At 31.3% G+C, this 15,572-nt stretch carries 15 protein-coding genes and 1 pseudogene; 7 read left to right on the forward strand and 9 right to left on the reverse strand.

Translation table 11 applies throughout. From position 1 onward, the window contains the following. The coding region (locus tag ACSSV5_RS10725; protein WP_454245867.1) for a transposase at positions 1-360 on the forward strand (360 nt) is incomplete at its 5' end. 49 nt (positions 361-409) lie between these two features. Here the strand turns inward: ACSSV5_RS10725 and ACSSV5_RS10730 are convergent. Further along, a pseudogene (locus ACSSV5_RS10730) lies at positions 410-841 on the reverse strand (ATP-binding protein). A 28-nt stretch (positions 842-869) separates the two neighbouring features. Between ACSSV5_RS10730 and ACSSV5_RS10735 the strand changes: the two are divergent. Further along, positions 870-1,760 carry an IS1595 family transposase gene (locus ACSSV5_RS10735; RefSeq protein WP_454245868.1) on the forward strand — a complete coding sequence of 297 codons (891 nt, stop codon included), beginning with the start codon at positions 870-872 and terminating at the stop codon, positions 1,758-1,760. Between the two features lie 377 nt (positions 1,761-2,137). Here ACSSV5_RS10735 and ACSSV5_RS10740 read toward each other — a convergent pair whose 3' ends face one another. Continuing rightward, positions 2,138-2,719: a methyltransferase gene (locus ACSSV5_RS10740; protein WP_211065706.1), complete on the reverse strand. Its 582-nt coding sequence runs from the start codon at positions 2,717-2,719 to the stop codon at positions 2,138-2,140. Then, positions 2,712-3,101, reverse strand: coding sequence for an RNA-binding S4 domain-containing protein (locus ACSSV5_RS10745; protein ID WP_454245869.1), 390 nt, complete (start codon positions 3,099-3,101; stop codon positions 2,712-2,714). Before ACSSV5_RS10745 ends, ACSSV5_RS10740 begins: the two co-directional genes overlap by 8 nt. Before the next feature lie 85 nt (positions 3,102-3,186). On the opposite strand from ACSSV5_RS10745, the gene ACSSV5_RS10750 reads away from it, so the two are divergent. The 3 genes from ACSSV5_RS10750 (at position 3,187) to ACSSV5_RS10760 (ending at position 6,510) form a co-directional block, all read left to right on the forward strand. Beyond that, positions 3,187-4,125: an FKBP-type peptidyl-prolyl cis-trans isomerase gene (locus tag ACSSV5_RS10750; RefSeq protein ID WP_247653552.1), complete on the forward strand. Its 939-nt coding sequence runs from the start codon at positions 3,187-3,189 to the stop codon at positions 4,123-4,125. Between the two features lie 164 nt (positions 4,126-4,289). Further along, a complete protein-coding gene (locus ACSSV5_RS10755; protein WP_454245870.1) occupies positions 4,290-6,056 on the forward strand; it encodes an ABC transporter ATP-binding protein in 1,767 nt (588 codons plus the stop codon). Between the two features lie 67 nt (positions 6,057-6,123). Next, entirely contained in the window at positions 6,124-6,510 is a 387-nt protein-coding gene (locus ACSSV5_RS10760; RefSeq protein ID WP_454245871.1) for a PUR family DNA/RNA-binding protein, read from the forward strand. Between the two features lie 144 nt (positions 6,511-6,654). On the opposite strand, the gene ACSSV5_RS10765 is transcribed toward ACSSV5_RS10760, so the two are convergent. Then, positions 6,655-8,424, reverse strand: coding sequence for a MutS-related protein (locus tag ACSSV5_RS10765; RefSeq protein ID WP_454245872.1), 1,770 nt, complete (start codon positions 8,422-8,424; stop codon positions 6,655-6,657). Between the two features lie 77 nt (positions 8,425-8,501). Further along, positions 8,502-10,271: an arginine--tRNA ligase gene (gene argS / locus ACSSV5_RS10770; protein ID WP_211065701.1), complete on the reverse strand. Its 1,770-nt coding sequence runs from the start codon at positions 10,269-10,271 to the stop codon at positions 8,502-8,504. Between the two features lie 93 nt (positions 10,272-10,364). Between argS and ACSSV5_RS10775 the strand changes: the two genes are divergently transcribed. After that, the gene (locus tag ACSSV5_RS10775; RefSeq protein ID WP_211065700.1) at positions 10,365-10,796 is read left to right on the forward strand and encodes a hypothetical protein; all 432 of its coding nucleotides are present in this window, start codon (positions 10,365-10,367) and stop codon (positions 10,794-10,796) included. A 112-nt stretch (positions 10,797-10,908) separates the two neighbouring features. Here the strand turns inward: ACSSV5_RS10775 and ACSSV5_RS10780 are convergent, their stop codons facing one another. After that, the gene (locus ACSSV5_RS10780) at positions 10,909-12,219 is read right to left on the reverse strand and encodes a cryptochrome/photolyase family protein (RefSeq protein ID WP_247653771.1); all 1,311 of its coding nucleotides are present in this window, start codon (positions 12,217-12,219) and stop codon (positions 10,909-10,911) included. A gap of 285 nt (positions 12,220-12,504) precedes the next feature. Between ACSSV5_RS10780 and ACSSV5_RS10785 the strand changes: the two genes are divergently transcribed. Continuing rightward, positions 12,505-12,999 (forward strand): hypothetical protein, encoded by a 495-nt coding sequence (locus tag ACSSV5_RS10785; protein ID WP_454245873.1) that lies wholly within the window; start codon positions 12,505-12,507, stop codon positions 12,997-12,999. Here ACSSV5_RS10785 and ACSSV5_RS10790 read toward each other — a convergent pair. Genes ACSSV5_RS10790 through ACSSV5_RS10800 form a run of 3 tightly spaced genes read right to left on the reverse strand, consistent with a single transcriptional unit; the run spans position 12,996 to position 15,179 of the window. Next, positions 12,996-13,871 carry a nucleoside phosphorylase gene (locus tag ACSSV5_RS10790; protein WP_454245874.1) on the reverse strand — a complete coding sequence of 292 codons (876 nt, stop codon included), beginning with the start codon at positions 13,869-13,871 and terminating at the stop codon, positions 12,996-12,998. The two genes, ACSSV5_RS10785 and ACSSV5_RS10790, sit on opposite strands and share 4 nt — an antisense overlap. Positions 13,872-13,892: 21 nt before the next feature. Continuing rightward, a complete protein-coding gene (locus ACSSV5_RS10795) occupies positions 13,893-14,225 on the reverse strand; it encodes a translation initiation factor (protein WP_211065696.1) in 333 nt (110 codons plus the stop codon). Positions 14,226-14,228: 3 nt separating this feature from the next. Then, positions 14,229-15,179, reverse strand: a complete 951-nt coding sequence (locus ACSSV5_RS10800) for an isopenicillin N synthase family dioxygenase (RefSeq protein WP_454245896.1) — start codon at positions 15,177-15,179, stop codon at positions 14,229-14,231. Between the last annotated feature and the right edge of the window lie 393 nt (positions 15,180-15,572).

The raw sequence follows: 15,572 nt of genomic DNA on the forward strand, positions 1-15,572 counted from the left end.
CTATCTAATACATTAGGTGCTCAAGCCAGCATAGAAGTCGTTAAACAAGCTATTAAGACTAACGGAAGGCCTGAAATACTAAACTCAGATCAGGGCAGCCAATTTACTTGCTTACAATACGTTGAACTACTTAAAAAGAAGAACATCAAGATCAGTATGGATGGTAAAGGAAGAGCTTTAGATAACATTTACATCGAACGCTTTTGGAGAACCATAAAGTATCAACATATATATCTTAACCCAGCTGAGGATGGAATAACCCTATATAAAGGAATAAAAAAATGGATGGATAAATACCACAATAAAAAACATCAAGGGATCAATGAAAAACCAATTGAAAAATATAAAAATGCAGCCTAAAAAATCAACTAAGAATCAACTGATAATGGTCTAAACAAATCGAGGTATTTTATTCTTCACCTTTTTTATTATTAATGACTTCTAAACACATCCCATAAATAAGTCTATTTTCTAAATCTTGTTTTGATTCTAAATAACCAACGTGGTTTTCATATTCTTCCCAACTTATAGGAAAAAGCTCATATTCCCATTTTCTTCCAGTTAAAGGTTCATTGAGTTCATTAAATAAATTAAACGATGATGAACCACTTATTCATAATTGCAGATCTTTAAACTGATTGGTTATAATTTTTAAAGTCAAGCTTATATTTTTAATGCGTTGAGCTTCATCTATAAAGACAGTTTTCTTTCCTGCTAAAATGTTTTCTATTTCTTTTGTATTTGGAGTATCTAATTCTGCCCTGACAATGGGATCGTCTCCATTAAAGAAAGCAAAATCTTCATTTTGACTTAGGCATTTTGTTAATATTGCTAAAACCACTATATTAGTGCTTTTAATAATTTAAATTATGGAGCAAAGATTTAAAAGCCTATCGTTATTTGAATTTCAAGACCTCTTCAAGACATCTGATGATTGTTTGAAATATCTCTCAGAGTTAAAATGGAAAGAAGGTTTTATTTGTAGGAAATGCGGTCATACAAACAGTTGTGCTGGAAGTACCGCCTACTCCAAACAATGTACCTCCTGCCGTTACGTAGAATCTCCAACAGCTCAGACCTTGTTCCATCAGGTTAAGTTCGACCTGTTAAAGGCATTCTACATAGTCTATTTTGTTGCAACAAATAAAAAAGGCATTACCTCAACAGAACTCAGCCGTAAACTTGATTTACGTCAAAAAACCTGCTGGGCATTCAAGCGAAAGGTAATGAAGGCGATGAAAAGCTCTGAAAACTATAAGATTGAAGGTGATGCAGAGGTAGATGAAACGGTTTTTGGTGGAGAGGAAGAAGGTGTTAAGGGAAGGAAAAACACAAAGAAAAAACTCGCTGTAGTAGGGATAGAGAAAAAAAGGAAAGGTGTTAGCAGGCTTTATGTACGAGTTATACCAAATGCAAGTGCTGAACACTTGGGAGACTTTATGAAAACCCACATTAGCACTGATGCAAAAGTGACAACTGATAAATGGTCGGGATATAGTCCTTTGGAAAAAGATTTTGAAAATATGATTCGTATACCTTCAGGTAAAAAAGGAAACAACTTTCCTGAACTGCACAGGGTAATAATGAACTTAAAAGGTTGGTTAAGAGGAGTCCATCATCACGTAAATGATCTACAAGATTATTTAGATGAATACTGCTATAGATTTAATCGAAGTTTCATGAAAGCAAATATATTCGATAATCTAATCAATAGAATGATAACAACAAAACCATGTTACATAAAAAATATTAGTAGTTAAGTGCCTAAGTCAATCTTCATTTTTAAGTTAATCGAGAATTAAAGTTGTTTTACCAACTTGGCGAGGTCCAATAACCATTATAGCTTTACCTCTTCCAATTTTAGATTCAATTATATTTTTAATTGTTCTTTTTATCTTAACACAAATATAATAATTCGCTATTATAATCGCTAAATACTATGTTTTTAGATAGAATTAGTTTTATATGTCAAAAAAAATAAAATTTCAACATCACCATAACATCCTTTTTTAAGTCAATATTTTTAATTTGCCAAACCAAAAGTGGCAAGCAGGTATTTTGAGGAATATTTATGAGACGTTGAAATAGTATTTTGAGTAGCAATCAATATTTATAAGCCTGTTTTAAAATTCATAAACTATTTTTTAATCCCTATAAAAAACAATTCTTTTTCTTGTCGTTTTGGATGAGAATTTTTGCAAGGTTCAAGCTTTTCAACACAGAACAGCTCTTCAAAATAGTTTTGATATTGATTTATGTTACCACCAAACGGTGGTCCTTCATCAGTTAATGGAAAATTAAATAACAAGCCCACTAATTTGCCATTAGGCTTCAACAAATCATGCATTTTTTTAACGTAGTCTGGTCTTTTTTTTGGTGGCAAAGCACAGAAAAAAGTTTGTTCGATAATTAAATCAAAAGTGTCATTGATATCAAAGAAATCGATGTGTAACAAATTATCTTGAGGAAAGTTGGGCAATCTGTTTTTAAAATTATTTAAAGGTATTTTAGCAATATCAGCAACAGTAACATTTTTGAAGTTATTTTGGAATAGGTATTCGGCTTCGTAGGCATTACCTGCTCCAGGAATTAAAATTTTTAAGGATTTGTCTTTAAGCTGATCAATGTAATTCTTTAAAGGTGGAGAGACTTGATTCATATCCCAACCTGTTTTACCTTTTTTGTAACGTTCTTCCCAATAGTTTTGAATGTCAATCATCTATTTCTTTATTTTTAGGTTTTTCTAAATATTCGTCAATCTCTCGTCTATCTTTTTTTGTTGGTCTTCCCAAACCTTTTTTTCTGTAATAATTTTGAGAATATTTTAACATTTCTTGTGACTTAAACGCATCTTTAGGCGTTTTATCAATAATATAAATATTAGTCAGTTTTGCACCAACCCTTGATTTTGGAATATCTATAATTTCAATATAATGATTGATTTGATTTTTTCTAACTTGTATTGTATCAGTAGGATAAACATCTCTGGACGCTTTCACTTTATCATTATTTACTAAAACATGACCTTTTTTACATGCTACTGTAGCTTGACTTCTTGTCTTAAAGTACCGAACACACCACAAAAATTTATCTACGCGCATAATATTAACGGTCTTAAATGGTTTTTAACATCAAAAATAAGAGAAAATTGTATCTTGCACCCAAAATATTGTTATAATGAAGTTAATGAAATCTTTTTTATTTATAGCGTTTTCACTATTACTATTTAATTCCTGTGGCAGTGATGATGGTGGTGGCTCGAGTTCAAATATTCAATTGAGAGATCCTGAGGAAGTTAAAGTAGAAAACCAAATAGAAATTGAAAATTTTTTAGAAACGCATTTCTTTGAATTTGTAGATAATCCCCAAAATCCAAATTTTCAAATAGTTGTCTTTGATACTATTGCAGGTGAAAATATTGACAAAACGCCAATCATAGAATCAGAGTTTCTCAATAGCAAACAAATTACTCAACAGGACGTTGAATATACATTGTATTATTTATTAAAACGTGAGGGCAACCTAAATGAAAGACATCCAAAATTTGCCGACTCCACACTTGTTACCTTTCAAGGAATTACTATTGAAAATGAAGTTTTTGACACTAATCCCAACCCGACATGGTTTGACTTACCTCAAACTGTTAGAGGGTTCTATGAATTGTTACCCGAATTGAGAGGTTCATCTGGATTTGTAGAAAATAACGATGGAACCGTAAGTTTTAATGACGATTTTGGAATTGGTGTAGTTTTTGTACCTTCAGGTTTAGGTTTTTTTGCTTCACCTCCAATTGCTTCGCCAATTAAACAGTATCAACCTATTATTTTCTCAGTACAACTCTACAAATCAAAACTTACAGACCACGACCAAGATGGGATTCCTTCATATTTAGAAGACCTCAATAACAATCGTCGTGTAAATGATATCAGAGATGGTGATGATATTGGAGATGATACCGATGGTGATGGCATACCAAATTATGCTGACCGAAATGATGATGGTGATTCTAAATTAACTATAGATGAAATCATCATCAATGAAGATGGTACAATTGATTTTCCAGATTCAAATGCTAATGGAATCCCTGATTATCTTGACAATACATATCCAGGAAATAGTCTCTAAAATCTTAAGCTTTTAATTAGCTTGGCTCAATATCCAACGGTGTTTTAAAACTTTGTCCTGAGTTTTTTTAGAGCAATTCAAACCTGGCATAAGTTGGATATATTTTAGTTAAAATTTCTATTATTTTGGCTATTTTAATGAGCTAATCAAGTAAATTCGCCACGATGAGAAACAATTCACTTTCACATTTAAATAAGTATTTATATAAATATCGAGGTCGGCTTTTACTAGGTGTTTTTATTACCATAAGTGCAAAAGTCTTTTCAATTTTTCCACCTCAACTTATTGGTCAATCTACTGCTTCAATTGAAAAATATTTAAATGGTGAGAAATATAGTAACGTTGATTTACGTGAAGATTTAATGATTAACATCGCCTTAATAATTGGTGCAGCCTTAGCTTCAGCAATACTTACATTCTTGATGCGACAAACATTTATTATAGCTTCACGCTATATTGAGTTTGATTTAAAAAATGAAATATTTCAACAATACGAAAATCTATCTTTAAACTTTTATAAAAAAAATCGTACTGGAGATTTGATGAACCGCATTAGTGATGATGTATCTAAATCGCGTATGTATGTTGGTCCAGCCTTAATGTACAGTGTATCTACAATTACGCTTTTTGTTGTATTTATAACCTACATGTTTATAAAAGCTCCTACCCTAACGCTATACACATTAGTTCCATTTCCTTTTTTGTCATTTGCCATATATAAATTAAGTGTAGCAATAAATAAAAAAAGCAAGGTTGTTCAAGAAATTTTATCAAAACTCAACACCTTCACTCAAGAAGCTTTTAGTGGCATAAGTGTTATCAAATCTTATGGAATGATGGCTGGAGTCAACTCAAATTTTGTGAATTTATCTAATGAAAGCAAAGCTAAAAATATAGACTTAGTAAAAGTTCAAGCTCTATTTTTTCCAATGATGATCTTGTTGATTGGTTTGAGTAATATCATTGTTATATATATAGGCAGTAATCAGTATTTTGATGGTGAAATTGAAAATGTAGGCGTCATAGTTGAATTTATCATATATGTCAATATGCTGACATGGCCTGTGGCTTCTGTAGGATTTATTACCACTATGATACAGCGTGCAGAAGCTTCTCAAAAGCGGATAAATCGATTTTTAAATCAAAAACCAGAAATAACCAACTCAGAAAAAGCGGTAGATATTGATATAAAAGGTAATATTCGCTTTGAAAATGTAAGTTTTACTTACGAAGATACCAATATACAAGCTTTAAAAAATGTGAGTTTTGAAGTCAAAGCTGGGCAAAGATTGGTAATTTTAGGAAATACAGGCTCAGGAAAATCAACAATTCTTGAACTTATTGGCAGACTGTATGATGTGAAGCAAGGCAAAATTTTTGTAGATGGCATCTCAATAGAAAAAATCAATTTAAGCAAACTGAGAAATGCTATTGGTTATGTTCCTCAAGATGCGTTTTTGTTTAGTGATTCTATCAAAAACAACATTAAGTTTGGTAAAGCTGATGCAAGTGAAGAAGAAATTATAGCCGCTGCCAAAAACGCTGAAGTACACGAAAATATTATGAATTTTAGCCAAGGTTATGACACTGTGCTTGGCGAAAGAGGCGTTACTCTTTCTGGTGGACAAAAACAACGTATTTCAATTGCAAGAGCTATTATAAAATCTCCTGAAGTTATCTTGTTTGACGATTGCCTTTCAGCCGTTGATACTGAAACCGAAGAAGTTATAATGCAAAAATTTAATAGCTTATCTAAAAACAAAACAGCCATTATTGTAAGCCACAGAATATCTTCAGCAAGACTTGCAGACAACATCATTGTGCTAGAAAACGGAAAAATCATTCAACAAGGAAAACACCATGAGTTGGCAAATCAAGAAGGTTACTACCAATCATTGTATGAAAAACAACTTAAAACAAAAGAAAATTAAATAATGTTTGTCTTATGTTAATTTTTTTAAGACTTTTGGCACTGTAATCAACAAAAACAATTTAATTATGAGTGAAAAGGCAGAACGACCAAATGAAGATATTTTTGAACGCGTTATTAGAGCTGGAAGACGCACTTATTTTTTTGATGTTAGAGAAACTAAAGCTGGCGATTATTACCTAACCATCACTGAAAGTAAAAAGTTTACAAATGATGATGGATCTTTTTTTTACAGAAAACACAAAATTTATCTGTACAAAGAAGATTTTGAAGATTTTAAAACCGCTTTAGAAGATGCAACACAATTTATAATCGACGAAAAAGGTGAAGTAGTCATTAGCGAAAGACATCAACCTAACTATGACAAAAAGCTTGAAGATAACAGCTCAAACGGATCTGAAAAAACCACAACCCCAGCAGAAAAATACACAAATATTAACTTTGACGACATATAAATAAGCGGTCTTTAAAAAATATTTCTATAAATTAAACCCAAGGCACAAAAGTCTAAAAAAGGAAGACTATTTGTGCCTTGGCTATGATTTGAACTATTCAGGGCAAAATTGTTTGAAATCCTGTTGTTTTGATTCAAAAAAAAATTATACAATCCCCATTTTCTTTAACAGAAATGAGGCATTCATGTTTTGGCAAACGCCTTCTTTCAGACTATAATCAAAATACAATTCATCATCAATAATTTGAGCATCAAAATAGTAATTTTTGACATTTTCTAATTTTTTGGAAAGGCTACATAAACTCAAATCATGCGTTGCTACTATCCCTGTGCTATTAGTCGATGCTAATTTTTTAATAAACTGTTTCGAACCTTTAGCTTTGTCATGAGAATTTGTTCCTTTAAGAATTTCGTCAAGTATCACAAAATACGAATCGTTTTTTAAATGCTCTACAATAGTTTTTAAACGGGTAAGTTCAGAAAAAAAGTAAGAGGAATCATCGGTTAAAGAATCTGATGTACGCATACTCGTAATCAATTTAATTGGTCTATACAGACAAGACTTAGCACAAACTGGCAAACCTATATTAGCCATGACAATCATCAAAGATACAGTTCTTAAAAAAGTGCTTTTGCCAGCCATATTAGCTCCAGTGATTATTAAAAACTCATTATCTTGTATAGCAAAACTATTTCTAACTGCTTGTTTATCTGGAATTAACGGATGTGTTGCCGATTCACATTCAATAATATATGAATCTGAAAGATTTATTTTTGGAAAAACAAACTCGGTTTGATTGTATGCCAAGTTTGCTAAGCTGTTTTGGGCATCAAAATAGGCAATGACATCAAACCATGCTTTAAGTTCATTTTTATGTTGATCTAACCAACGTTCAATTTTTAAACACTGCCGAATATCCCACAGAAAAAAAGCATTTAAAACAACACCTAACATCATATTTTGCCTTTGTTCTAACGCATCAATATGTTGTGAGAAAGACTTCATAAATTGAGAAGCTTGTCTTTGATCAGATTTCAGTAAGGATTGTTTAAAATTTAAATTCTGAGATTTAAAACTTTGAGCTTCTATAGCTTGGATAAGTTTTTGATATTGCCTAAAAAGATTTTGTGCCTTAGCCGTTGTTAGAGATAGTACATTAATTTTTTTTAAATATATTCCCGTTAGACCTAAACCTATAAAAAACCAAAGTAAGACTTGCTTAAAATTGATGAAGTCAAATATAAATAACGATAAAACCGAAATTGAAATCAGACTGAACAAAATCGATAAAATATTAAAATATTTTGGTATAAAATTACGATGAGTTGATAGGGTTTTAAGAATTTCTTCTGACCTATCTTGTTTGTCTAAGGCTAATGCTTCTGCTGTAAAATTTTGCCTAAACTTTATCAGATTGCTTAATTCTTGAACTGCTTTTTGCTTATTTGATATGTTGCTTATAGAATTACTTTTTAAATATTTGGCCAACTTGATTTCACCCTGTATCAGAGCAGTTCTATTTATGAATTGAAAAAAGGAATGTTCACCAAACAAATCAATATCATCAGCAAATGCATGTGTTGAATCTTTGTATGCACTACCATTTTTAAAATGACTAATATCGCCTTTTAAGGCTAAAATTTCATTTTTATTTATTGTTACGAGTAGTCTAATTTTTTTTAATTCATTTTTGAGTTTTAGTTGCTTTTTGATTAAAAAAATAAATAAGCCTGCAAAAACTAAAACCAGCAATACCACTATATTTATAGAAGACCATAAAAAATAAATACCAATGGCGATTATTACAAAAACTGCAATTCTGACAAGACTGATGTATAATAGTTTTCGTTTTAATACTTTTATCGATTGGTGATATTGTTCTATCTGTGAACTATAAAATTGAATTCTATTCATAATGGACATCTTATATTGTCAAGATTATAAACCCGCCAATTTTCTCAAATTAAAAGCAATAAGGTTATCATCAAAAATCACATGCGTTCAGGCATTTCAATTCCAAGCAAGTTAAAAGCGGTTTTAATGACTTTTGAAGTTGAAGTAGCAAGTTTTACTCTCAATATTTTTTGTTCTTGTTTATCAGCTCCTAAGATGCTTAAATTTTGATAAAAAGAATTAAATGCTTTAACCAATTCATAAGTATAATTTGCCAAAATAGCAGGGCTATACTGTTCAGCTGACTGCTGGATAATGTCTGGAAATTGTTCTAATATTTTGATCAACTCTTTTTCTTTGTCGTGTAAGTCAATCTTGGCAAGTTTTTGAGTAGTGCTTCCTTTGAACTGTCTTAAAATAGATTGTATTCTGGCATAAGTATATTGAATGAATGGTCCCGTATTGCCTTGAAAATCAACAGATTCATCAGGATTAAACACGATGCGTTTTTTAGGGTCAACTTTTAAGATAAAATATTTAAGTGCTCCTAATCCAATTGTGTGGTAAAGTTTATTTTTTTCATCCTCATCATAATCATCAAGCTTACCATGTTCTTCTGATATGGTTTTAGCGGTTAACTTCATATCATTCATTAAATCATCAGCATCTACAACGGTTCCTTCTCTACTTTTCATTTTACCACTTGGCAAATCTACCATTCCATAACTCAAATGATATAAATTGTCTGCCCAAGTATATCCTAATTTTTTTAAAATTAAAAACAGGACTTTAAAATGATAATCTTGCTCATTACCAACGGTATAAATCATTCTATTGATATCGTAATCTTCAACACGTTTTACCGCTGTTCCAATATCTTGAGTCATGTAAACGGCTGTTCCATCAGCTCTTAAGACTATTTTTTCGTCAAGACCTTCATCGCTTAAATCAATCCAAACACTTCCGTCTAATTTTTTATAAAACACGCCTTTGTTCAAACCTTCTAAAATGATATCTTTCCCTAAGAGGTAAGTCTCACTTTCGTAGTAATTTTTATCAAAATATACTCCCAAACGTTTGTATGTTTCATTAAAACCATCATAAACCCACTGGTTCATTTTGTTCCACAAAGAGGTTACTTCAGCATCGCCATTCTCCCATAGCTTAAGCATTTCTTGAGCTTCTAACATAATGGGAGCTCTAACTTTTGCTTCATCTTTGGGAATACCTTTGTCAATCAGTTCTTGAATTTGTTTTTTGTAAGCCAAATCAAAACGAACATAATATTTACCGACAAAATGATCGCCTTTCATTCCTGATGTTTCTGGTGTTTCATCGTGACCAAATTTCTGCCAAGCTAGCATTGACTTGCAAATATGAATACCTCGGTCGTTGATGATTTGAGTTTTATAGACTTCAAAACCAGCATATTCTAAAATCTGAGCCAAGGCAAAACCTAAGGTAATATTTCTCACATGCCCTAAATGCAAAGGCTTGTTTGTGTTTGGTGATGAAAATTCAACCATCACTTTTTGAGCCATATCTGGTTGTTTACCATATTCTGATTGAGAATAAATATCTTCTAAAACAGACAGGTGATATGAAGAATGCAATTCTATATTTAAAAAACCTTTAATAACATTATAAGATTTAATTTCTGATAAATTGTCTTTTAAATGCTGACCTATATTATTTGCCAATTCTTGAGGATTAGTCTTGATGTATCTCAATAATGGAAATACTACTAAAGTTATATCACCTTCAAATTCTTTTCGGGTTTGCTGAAATTCAAACTCAACAATATCTTTTTGATACTTGCTTTTAAAAAATTCTTTTAAGTGTGGTATAACTACTTGCTCAAATTGCATACATAATTTTTTACAAAGGCAAATATAATCTAAAAAATAGAGCTTTACAGCATGGTATTTTTTGATTTTTTTTAACTTACAAAAAAAATGATTATGCTATTAAATGTTTCTTATAATAAACCAAAAATAAAGTCGCAAATTGATGAAAGTGTTGGTAAAGCATTTTCCTTTAAAGATCGGATTAAATTAGGTGGCATTGGTTCTGGAAAGTTGATTATAGAATCTACTAATCAAAAAATTCATAATTTACTTGTTTTAGATAATCATAGAAATGTTTGTAATATTGAAATGAGACCTCAAGGTATTATTTTGAATTTTAAGTCTTTGTTAGAAACATATGCCTTAGTGATTCCTTACAGAAAACTTCATATTTATAAAGAAAAATCTGAACAGTATTCCATTTATATGGATGAATATTTTGTAAAAATCAAAGCCAATGAAAAGCATATTCATAAATTTATGAGAAAAATATTAGATTACAAACTTTCAATTTCTGGTCTTGATAACAATCAATACTACAACTAAAACGTCATAAAAATACCACTAACCAAAATCAATGATTACAATTCAAAACATATGCACAAAGGCAAAACATATTCTACCAAATCATGTATTCAATGGGTTAATTAGAAATTTATTATACTTCCTTTAAAGCGGTTTTATAAGTTTCTAAACATCGCTCTCTTGCTTTTTTATGACTAATTATGGGGTTTGGATAATCTTCGGTTTCAAATTCTGTCACCCATTTTTTGATATATTTTTTGTCTTTATCAAATTTATCCGCTTGGCTATAAGGATTAAAAATTCTGAAATATGGTGCCGCATCTACACCAGAGCCAGCAACCCACTGCCAGCCACCAACATTTGAAGATAGTTCATAGTCAAGGAGTTTTTCGGCAAAATAAGCTTCGCCCCAACGCCAATCTATCAACAAATGTTTACATAAAAAACTGCCCACAATCATTCTGACTCGGTTGTGCATCCAACCCGTTTCGTTGAGTTGTCGCATTCCTGCATCTACAATGGGATATCCCGTTTGGCCGTTTTTCCATTTTTCAAATTCTTTTTCATTATTTCGCCATTTAATGCGGTCGTATTTTTTCTTAAAAGCATGGCCAATAGATTTGGGATAGTGAAATAAAATCATCATATAAAATTCTCGCCAAATGAGCTCGTTGAGAAAGGTTTCATTTTTTGCAGACAAAGCTTTCGACATGACTTCGCGATAACCTACCAAACCAAATCTTAAATAAGGACTTAACCTGGAAGTTCCATTTATTGAAGGTTTATCTCTTGTCATTTCATAATTTTCAATTAAATCTATAGATAAATTATAACCAGGAACTTTAATTGAAGACGGTTTATAACCCATATCTTCTAAACTTAAATGTGGCAAATTTTTGCTTTGAATTAAGTTGCCAAGATGATTTTCTGATGGATAATTTGGCAAGTCAACATCTTTAAAAGTTTTCTTCCATTTTTTCATATAGGGAGTAAAAACTAAATAAGGTTTACCATCATTTTTTACAAGTTCATCTTTTTCAAATACGACTAAATCTTTATAGGTTTTAAATGATATATCATTTTGATTTAAAATGCTTTCAATTTGCCTATCACGTTCTTTAGCATAAGGCTCATAATCGCGATTGGTATAAACGGTATCAATTTCATACTCATTTATTATATTTTTAAAAACCTCATCTGATTTTCCGTGATAAAACGCTATTGAAGAGTTGTGCTTTTCTTTTAAAGTTTCATTAATATTTTGAAGTGTATTGAAAATAAAAGTCAGTCTTGCATCGTCTTTTGGCAATTCATCTATGATGTTTCTATCATAAATAAATATAGGCAAAACAGGATTATCTGACTTCAAGGCTTGATAAAGTCCCGCATTGTCATTTAATCTCAAATCTCGTCTAAACCAAAATACATTAACTTTACTCATTATTTAACCCATTTTTAATCTTAAAATAATCATCACTTTCTTAAAAGAAATATGTTTACATTGCCATTGTGAAGTTGTTAAGTAATTATCATCTGTTGTGCAAAATATTTTTATCAATTAAACAGTATAAGTTTTGTCTGCCAATTTTGATTAAGCTTCAAATTTCATAATTCAAAAGTATTATTTGTTTTGTTTAATATAAAATATATATAATTAAACAATTGTTATTATTTAAAAGATGTGAATTCACAATTAGAATAAATCTTTAGTTTTACTCAAAAAATTAAAATGCTAAAATATTTAATGTTTATTGTTTTGTTTTCTGTTTTATCTTGTAAAAGTTTAAACACCATTCAAGAGACACCTGAATGTCCAAAAGGATACGAATGCAACACTGAAATTCTTAAAAATCAGTCTATAAAATTATTAGAAGACAGTATTGGTGAAATTTATATTAACACCAAATCTGATGATAATTACCACATCATAAAATATACATATAAGTATAAAGACCAAGCCAATATTGCAGATGATAGTTACGTAGAAACGTTTTACTTTCAAGTGCCTAAAGACGCTAAAAATCTATCACTATCAAACAAAGACCTTTCAAATGCCAAGGTTTTGGCCCAAAAGTCTTGTTTTTGCAGAGATGCGGGTTATGAACTTATCCAACAAGGTCAACTTGATATTCAAAAACAAAAAGGAGGCTATCATCTCAAATTTGAATACGAGTCAAAAAGAGATATGAAAGTTAAAGCTATTGAAACCCAAGTTGAACTTTAGAGTTTACACAGTTTATCTAACGTAAATTGGATTAAATTATCTACAGCTCGCTTAGGGTTTTTGCTAAATTCACCAGTAGTTCTGTTGGCTATAATAGCATTCATAGATAACGCATGATGACCTAACATTTTAGATAGACTATATATAGCACTGGTTTCCATTTCCATATTAGTAACCTTAGCACCGTTGTATTCAAAAGAAGTGAGTTTATCTACAAAATCTTTATCTTGTAATTTTAAACGAAGAGTTCTGCCTTGAGGTCCATAAAAACCGATATTGGTGGCAGTAATTCCAGAAGTAACTTGAGCTTCATGTTCAAACATTTCAGCCAATTTATCGCTACATTCAATGATATAAGGTTGGGCTTTGAATTTGGATAAATTTAGATGTTCAATCAATTGCTTTGTGGCTTTTGACTGCGAAATATCATTTTCATAATAATGGATTAAGCCATCAAAACCCAGTCCAGCTTTTCCCATAACAAAATTGTCTAACTCAACAAATTCTTGAATACCACCAGAAGTTCCGATTCTAAAAATATTAAGAGACTTGAGCTTATCTCGAATTTGTCGGGTTTTTAGGTCAATATTGACTAAGGCATCGAGTTCGTTCATCACAATGTCAATATTGTCAATGCCAATACCAGTAGAAATCACCGTGAGTTTTTTGCCCTTATAAAAACCTGTATGGGTTTTAAATTCACGTTTTTGAGTTTCAAAGACAATACTATCAAAGTATTTTGAGACCCTTTCTACACGGTCTTGATCACCAACGGTTATGATAGTATCGGCAATATTTTCAGGTTTGAGATTAAGATGGTAAACACTGCCATCAGGATTTAGTATTAGTTCTGAGTCTTTTATTTTTGTCATATTTTTATTTTTTAAATTTTATCAACCGCCAACACGTTTAACTTTAAACCCTAAATCTTTAAGCATATCCATAATTTCATCTCGGTAATCGCCTTGAATAATGATAGTTTCGTTTTTATGGCTTCCGCCAACACCACAAGCTTTTTTAAGATATTTTGTCAGTTTTTTAAAATCACTTTTAGCACCGTTATAATTTTCGATAATGGTATTTGGTTTGCCTTGTCGTTTTTCGTATTTACATATCAAAGGTTCGTCTTGTAACCAAATATCAATTTCAGGTTCAGGTTTGAATTCTTCATCTTTCTCTGGTTCATGGTCTGGAAATAGATTCTGTAATTGGTCTTTTAAGTCCATAGGTTATTTTTTAGCTAAACCAATTTCAGCAAGTCTTTGATTAAGGAATTCTCCAGCCGTAATGTCAGCGTAATGTTTCGGATTATTTTTATCAATACATTGGGGTAAACAATCCAGCTTCATATCACTACGCGGATGCATAAAAAAAGGAATAGAATATCGAGGCTTATCCCATTCTTCTTGTGGCGGATTGATCACGCGATGAATGGTTGACCGCAATTTGTTATTGGTATGTCTTTCAAGCATATCGCCTACATTGATAACCAAATCATCTTCGTCGGGTTTGGCATCAATCCATTGACCGTCTTTTCGTTTGACTTGCAATCCACCTGTTGAAGCTCCCATAAGTAGTGTAATCAGGTTGATATCACCGTGAGCAGCAGCTCTCACAGCACCTTTGGGTTCTTCAGTGATTGGCGGATAATGAATAGGTCTTAAAATAGAATTACCATTTTTAGCCCAATGGTCAAAATAGGTTTCTTCTAAGCCGATGTATAGAGCAAGTGCTCTTAAAACATAAATTCCTGTTTTTTCTAAAGCTCGATAGGCTTTCATCCCTGTAGGATAAAAGTTAGGGCGTTCTTCAACTTTCAGATTTTCAGGATAGGTTTCAGGTAAATCAGCATTTTTTTCTGGCTCTTGACCAAAATGCCAAAATTCTTTTAAATCACCCTTTGTTTGACCTTTGGCATGTTCTTTTCCAAAAGATACATAACCACGTTGGCCAGCAAGTTCTTCTCGTTCGTATTTAGATTTAGTCTCTTCAGGTAAATCAAAAAAGGCTTTAACTTCTCGGTATAAATCTGACATTAATTGTTCATCTAAAAAATGATTTTTTAGTGATACAAAACCGATTTCTTTGTAAGCCGAACCAATTTCTTCGACAAAGGATTGTTTCTGTTGAGCATCGCCTGATAAAAATTTTTTTAAATCGACGATAGGTATGCTGGTCATTGACATATTGATAAAATTTAAAGCTACTAATTTAATAAATTTTAACCACAAAGCTTTAATACCGAATGTTATTTTAAAAGTCTCCCGTATATAAGGAATCCTTAAAATAACGTGAGTTCGATTTATTGAAAGCTGTAAATCAGATGATCACATATTTTTGTAAACAAATTTTGTCATTTCGAACGAAGAATGAGGAGAAATCTCATCCTACTGAGATGTCTCGTCGCTCATGCTTCGCTCTGTCGTCATGACAAATGATTAAATATCTGTATTTTATATGAATATATTTTATTGGAATTTATATCAAACTCACGTTAAAATATCAGTCTGTAACAGGCTGGGACGTCGGTACTCTTCATTCAAATTGGTGCAAAACCTTAATAATTAATTTTA

The sequence above is a fragment of the Psychroflexus sp. MBR-150 genome, from assembly GCF_053628795.1.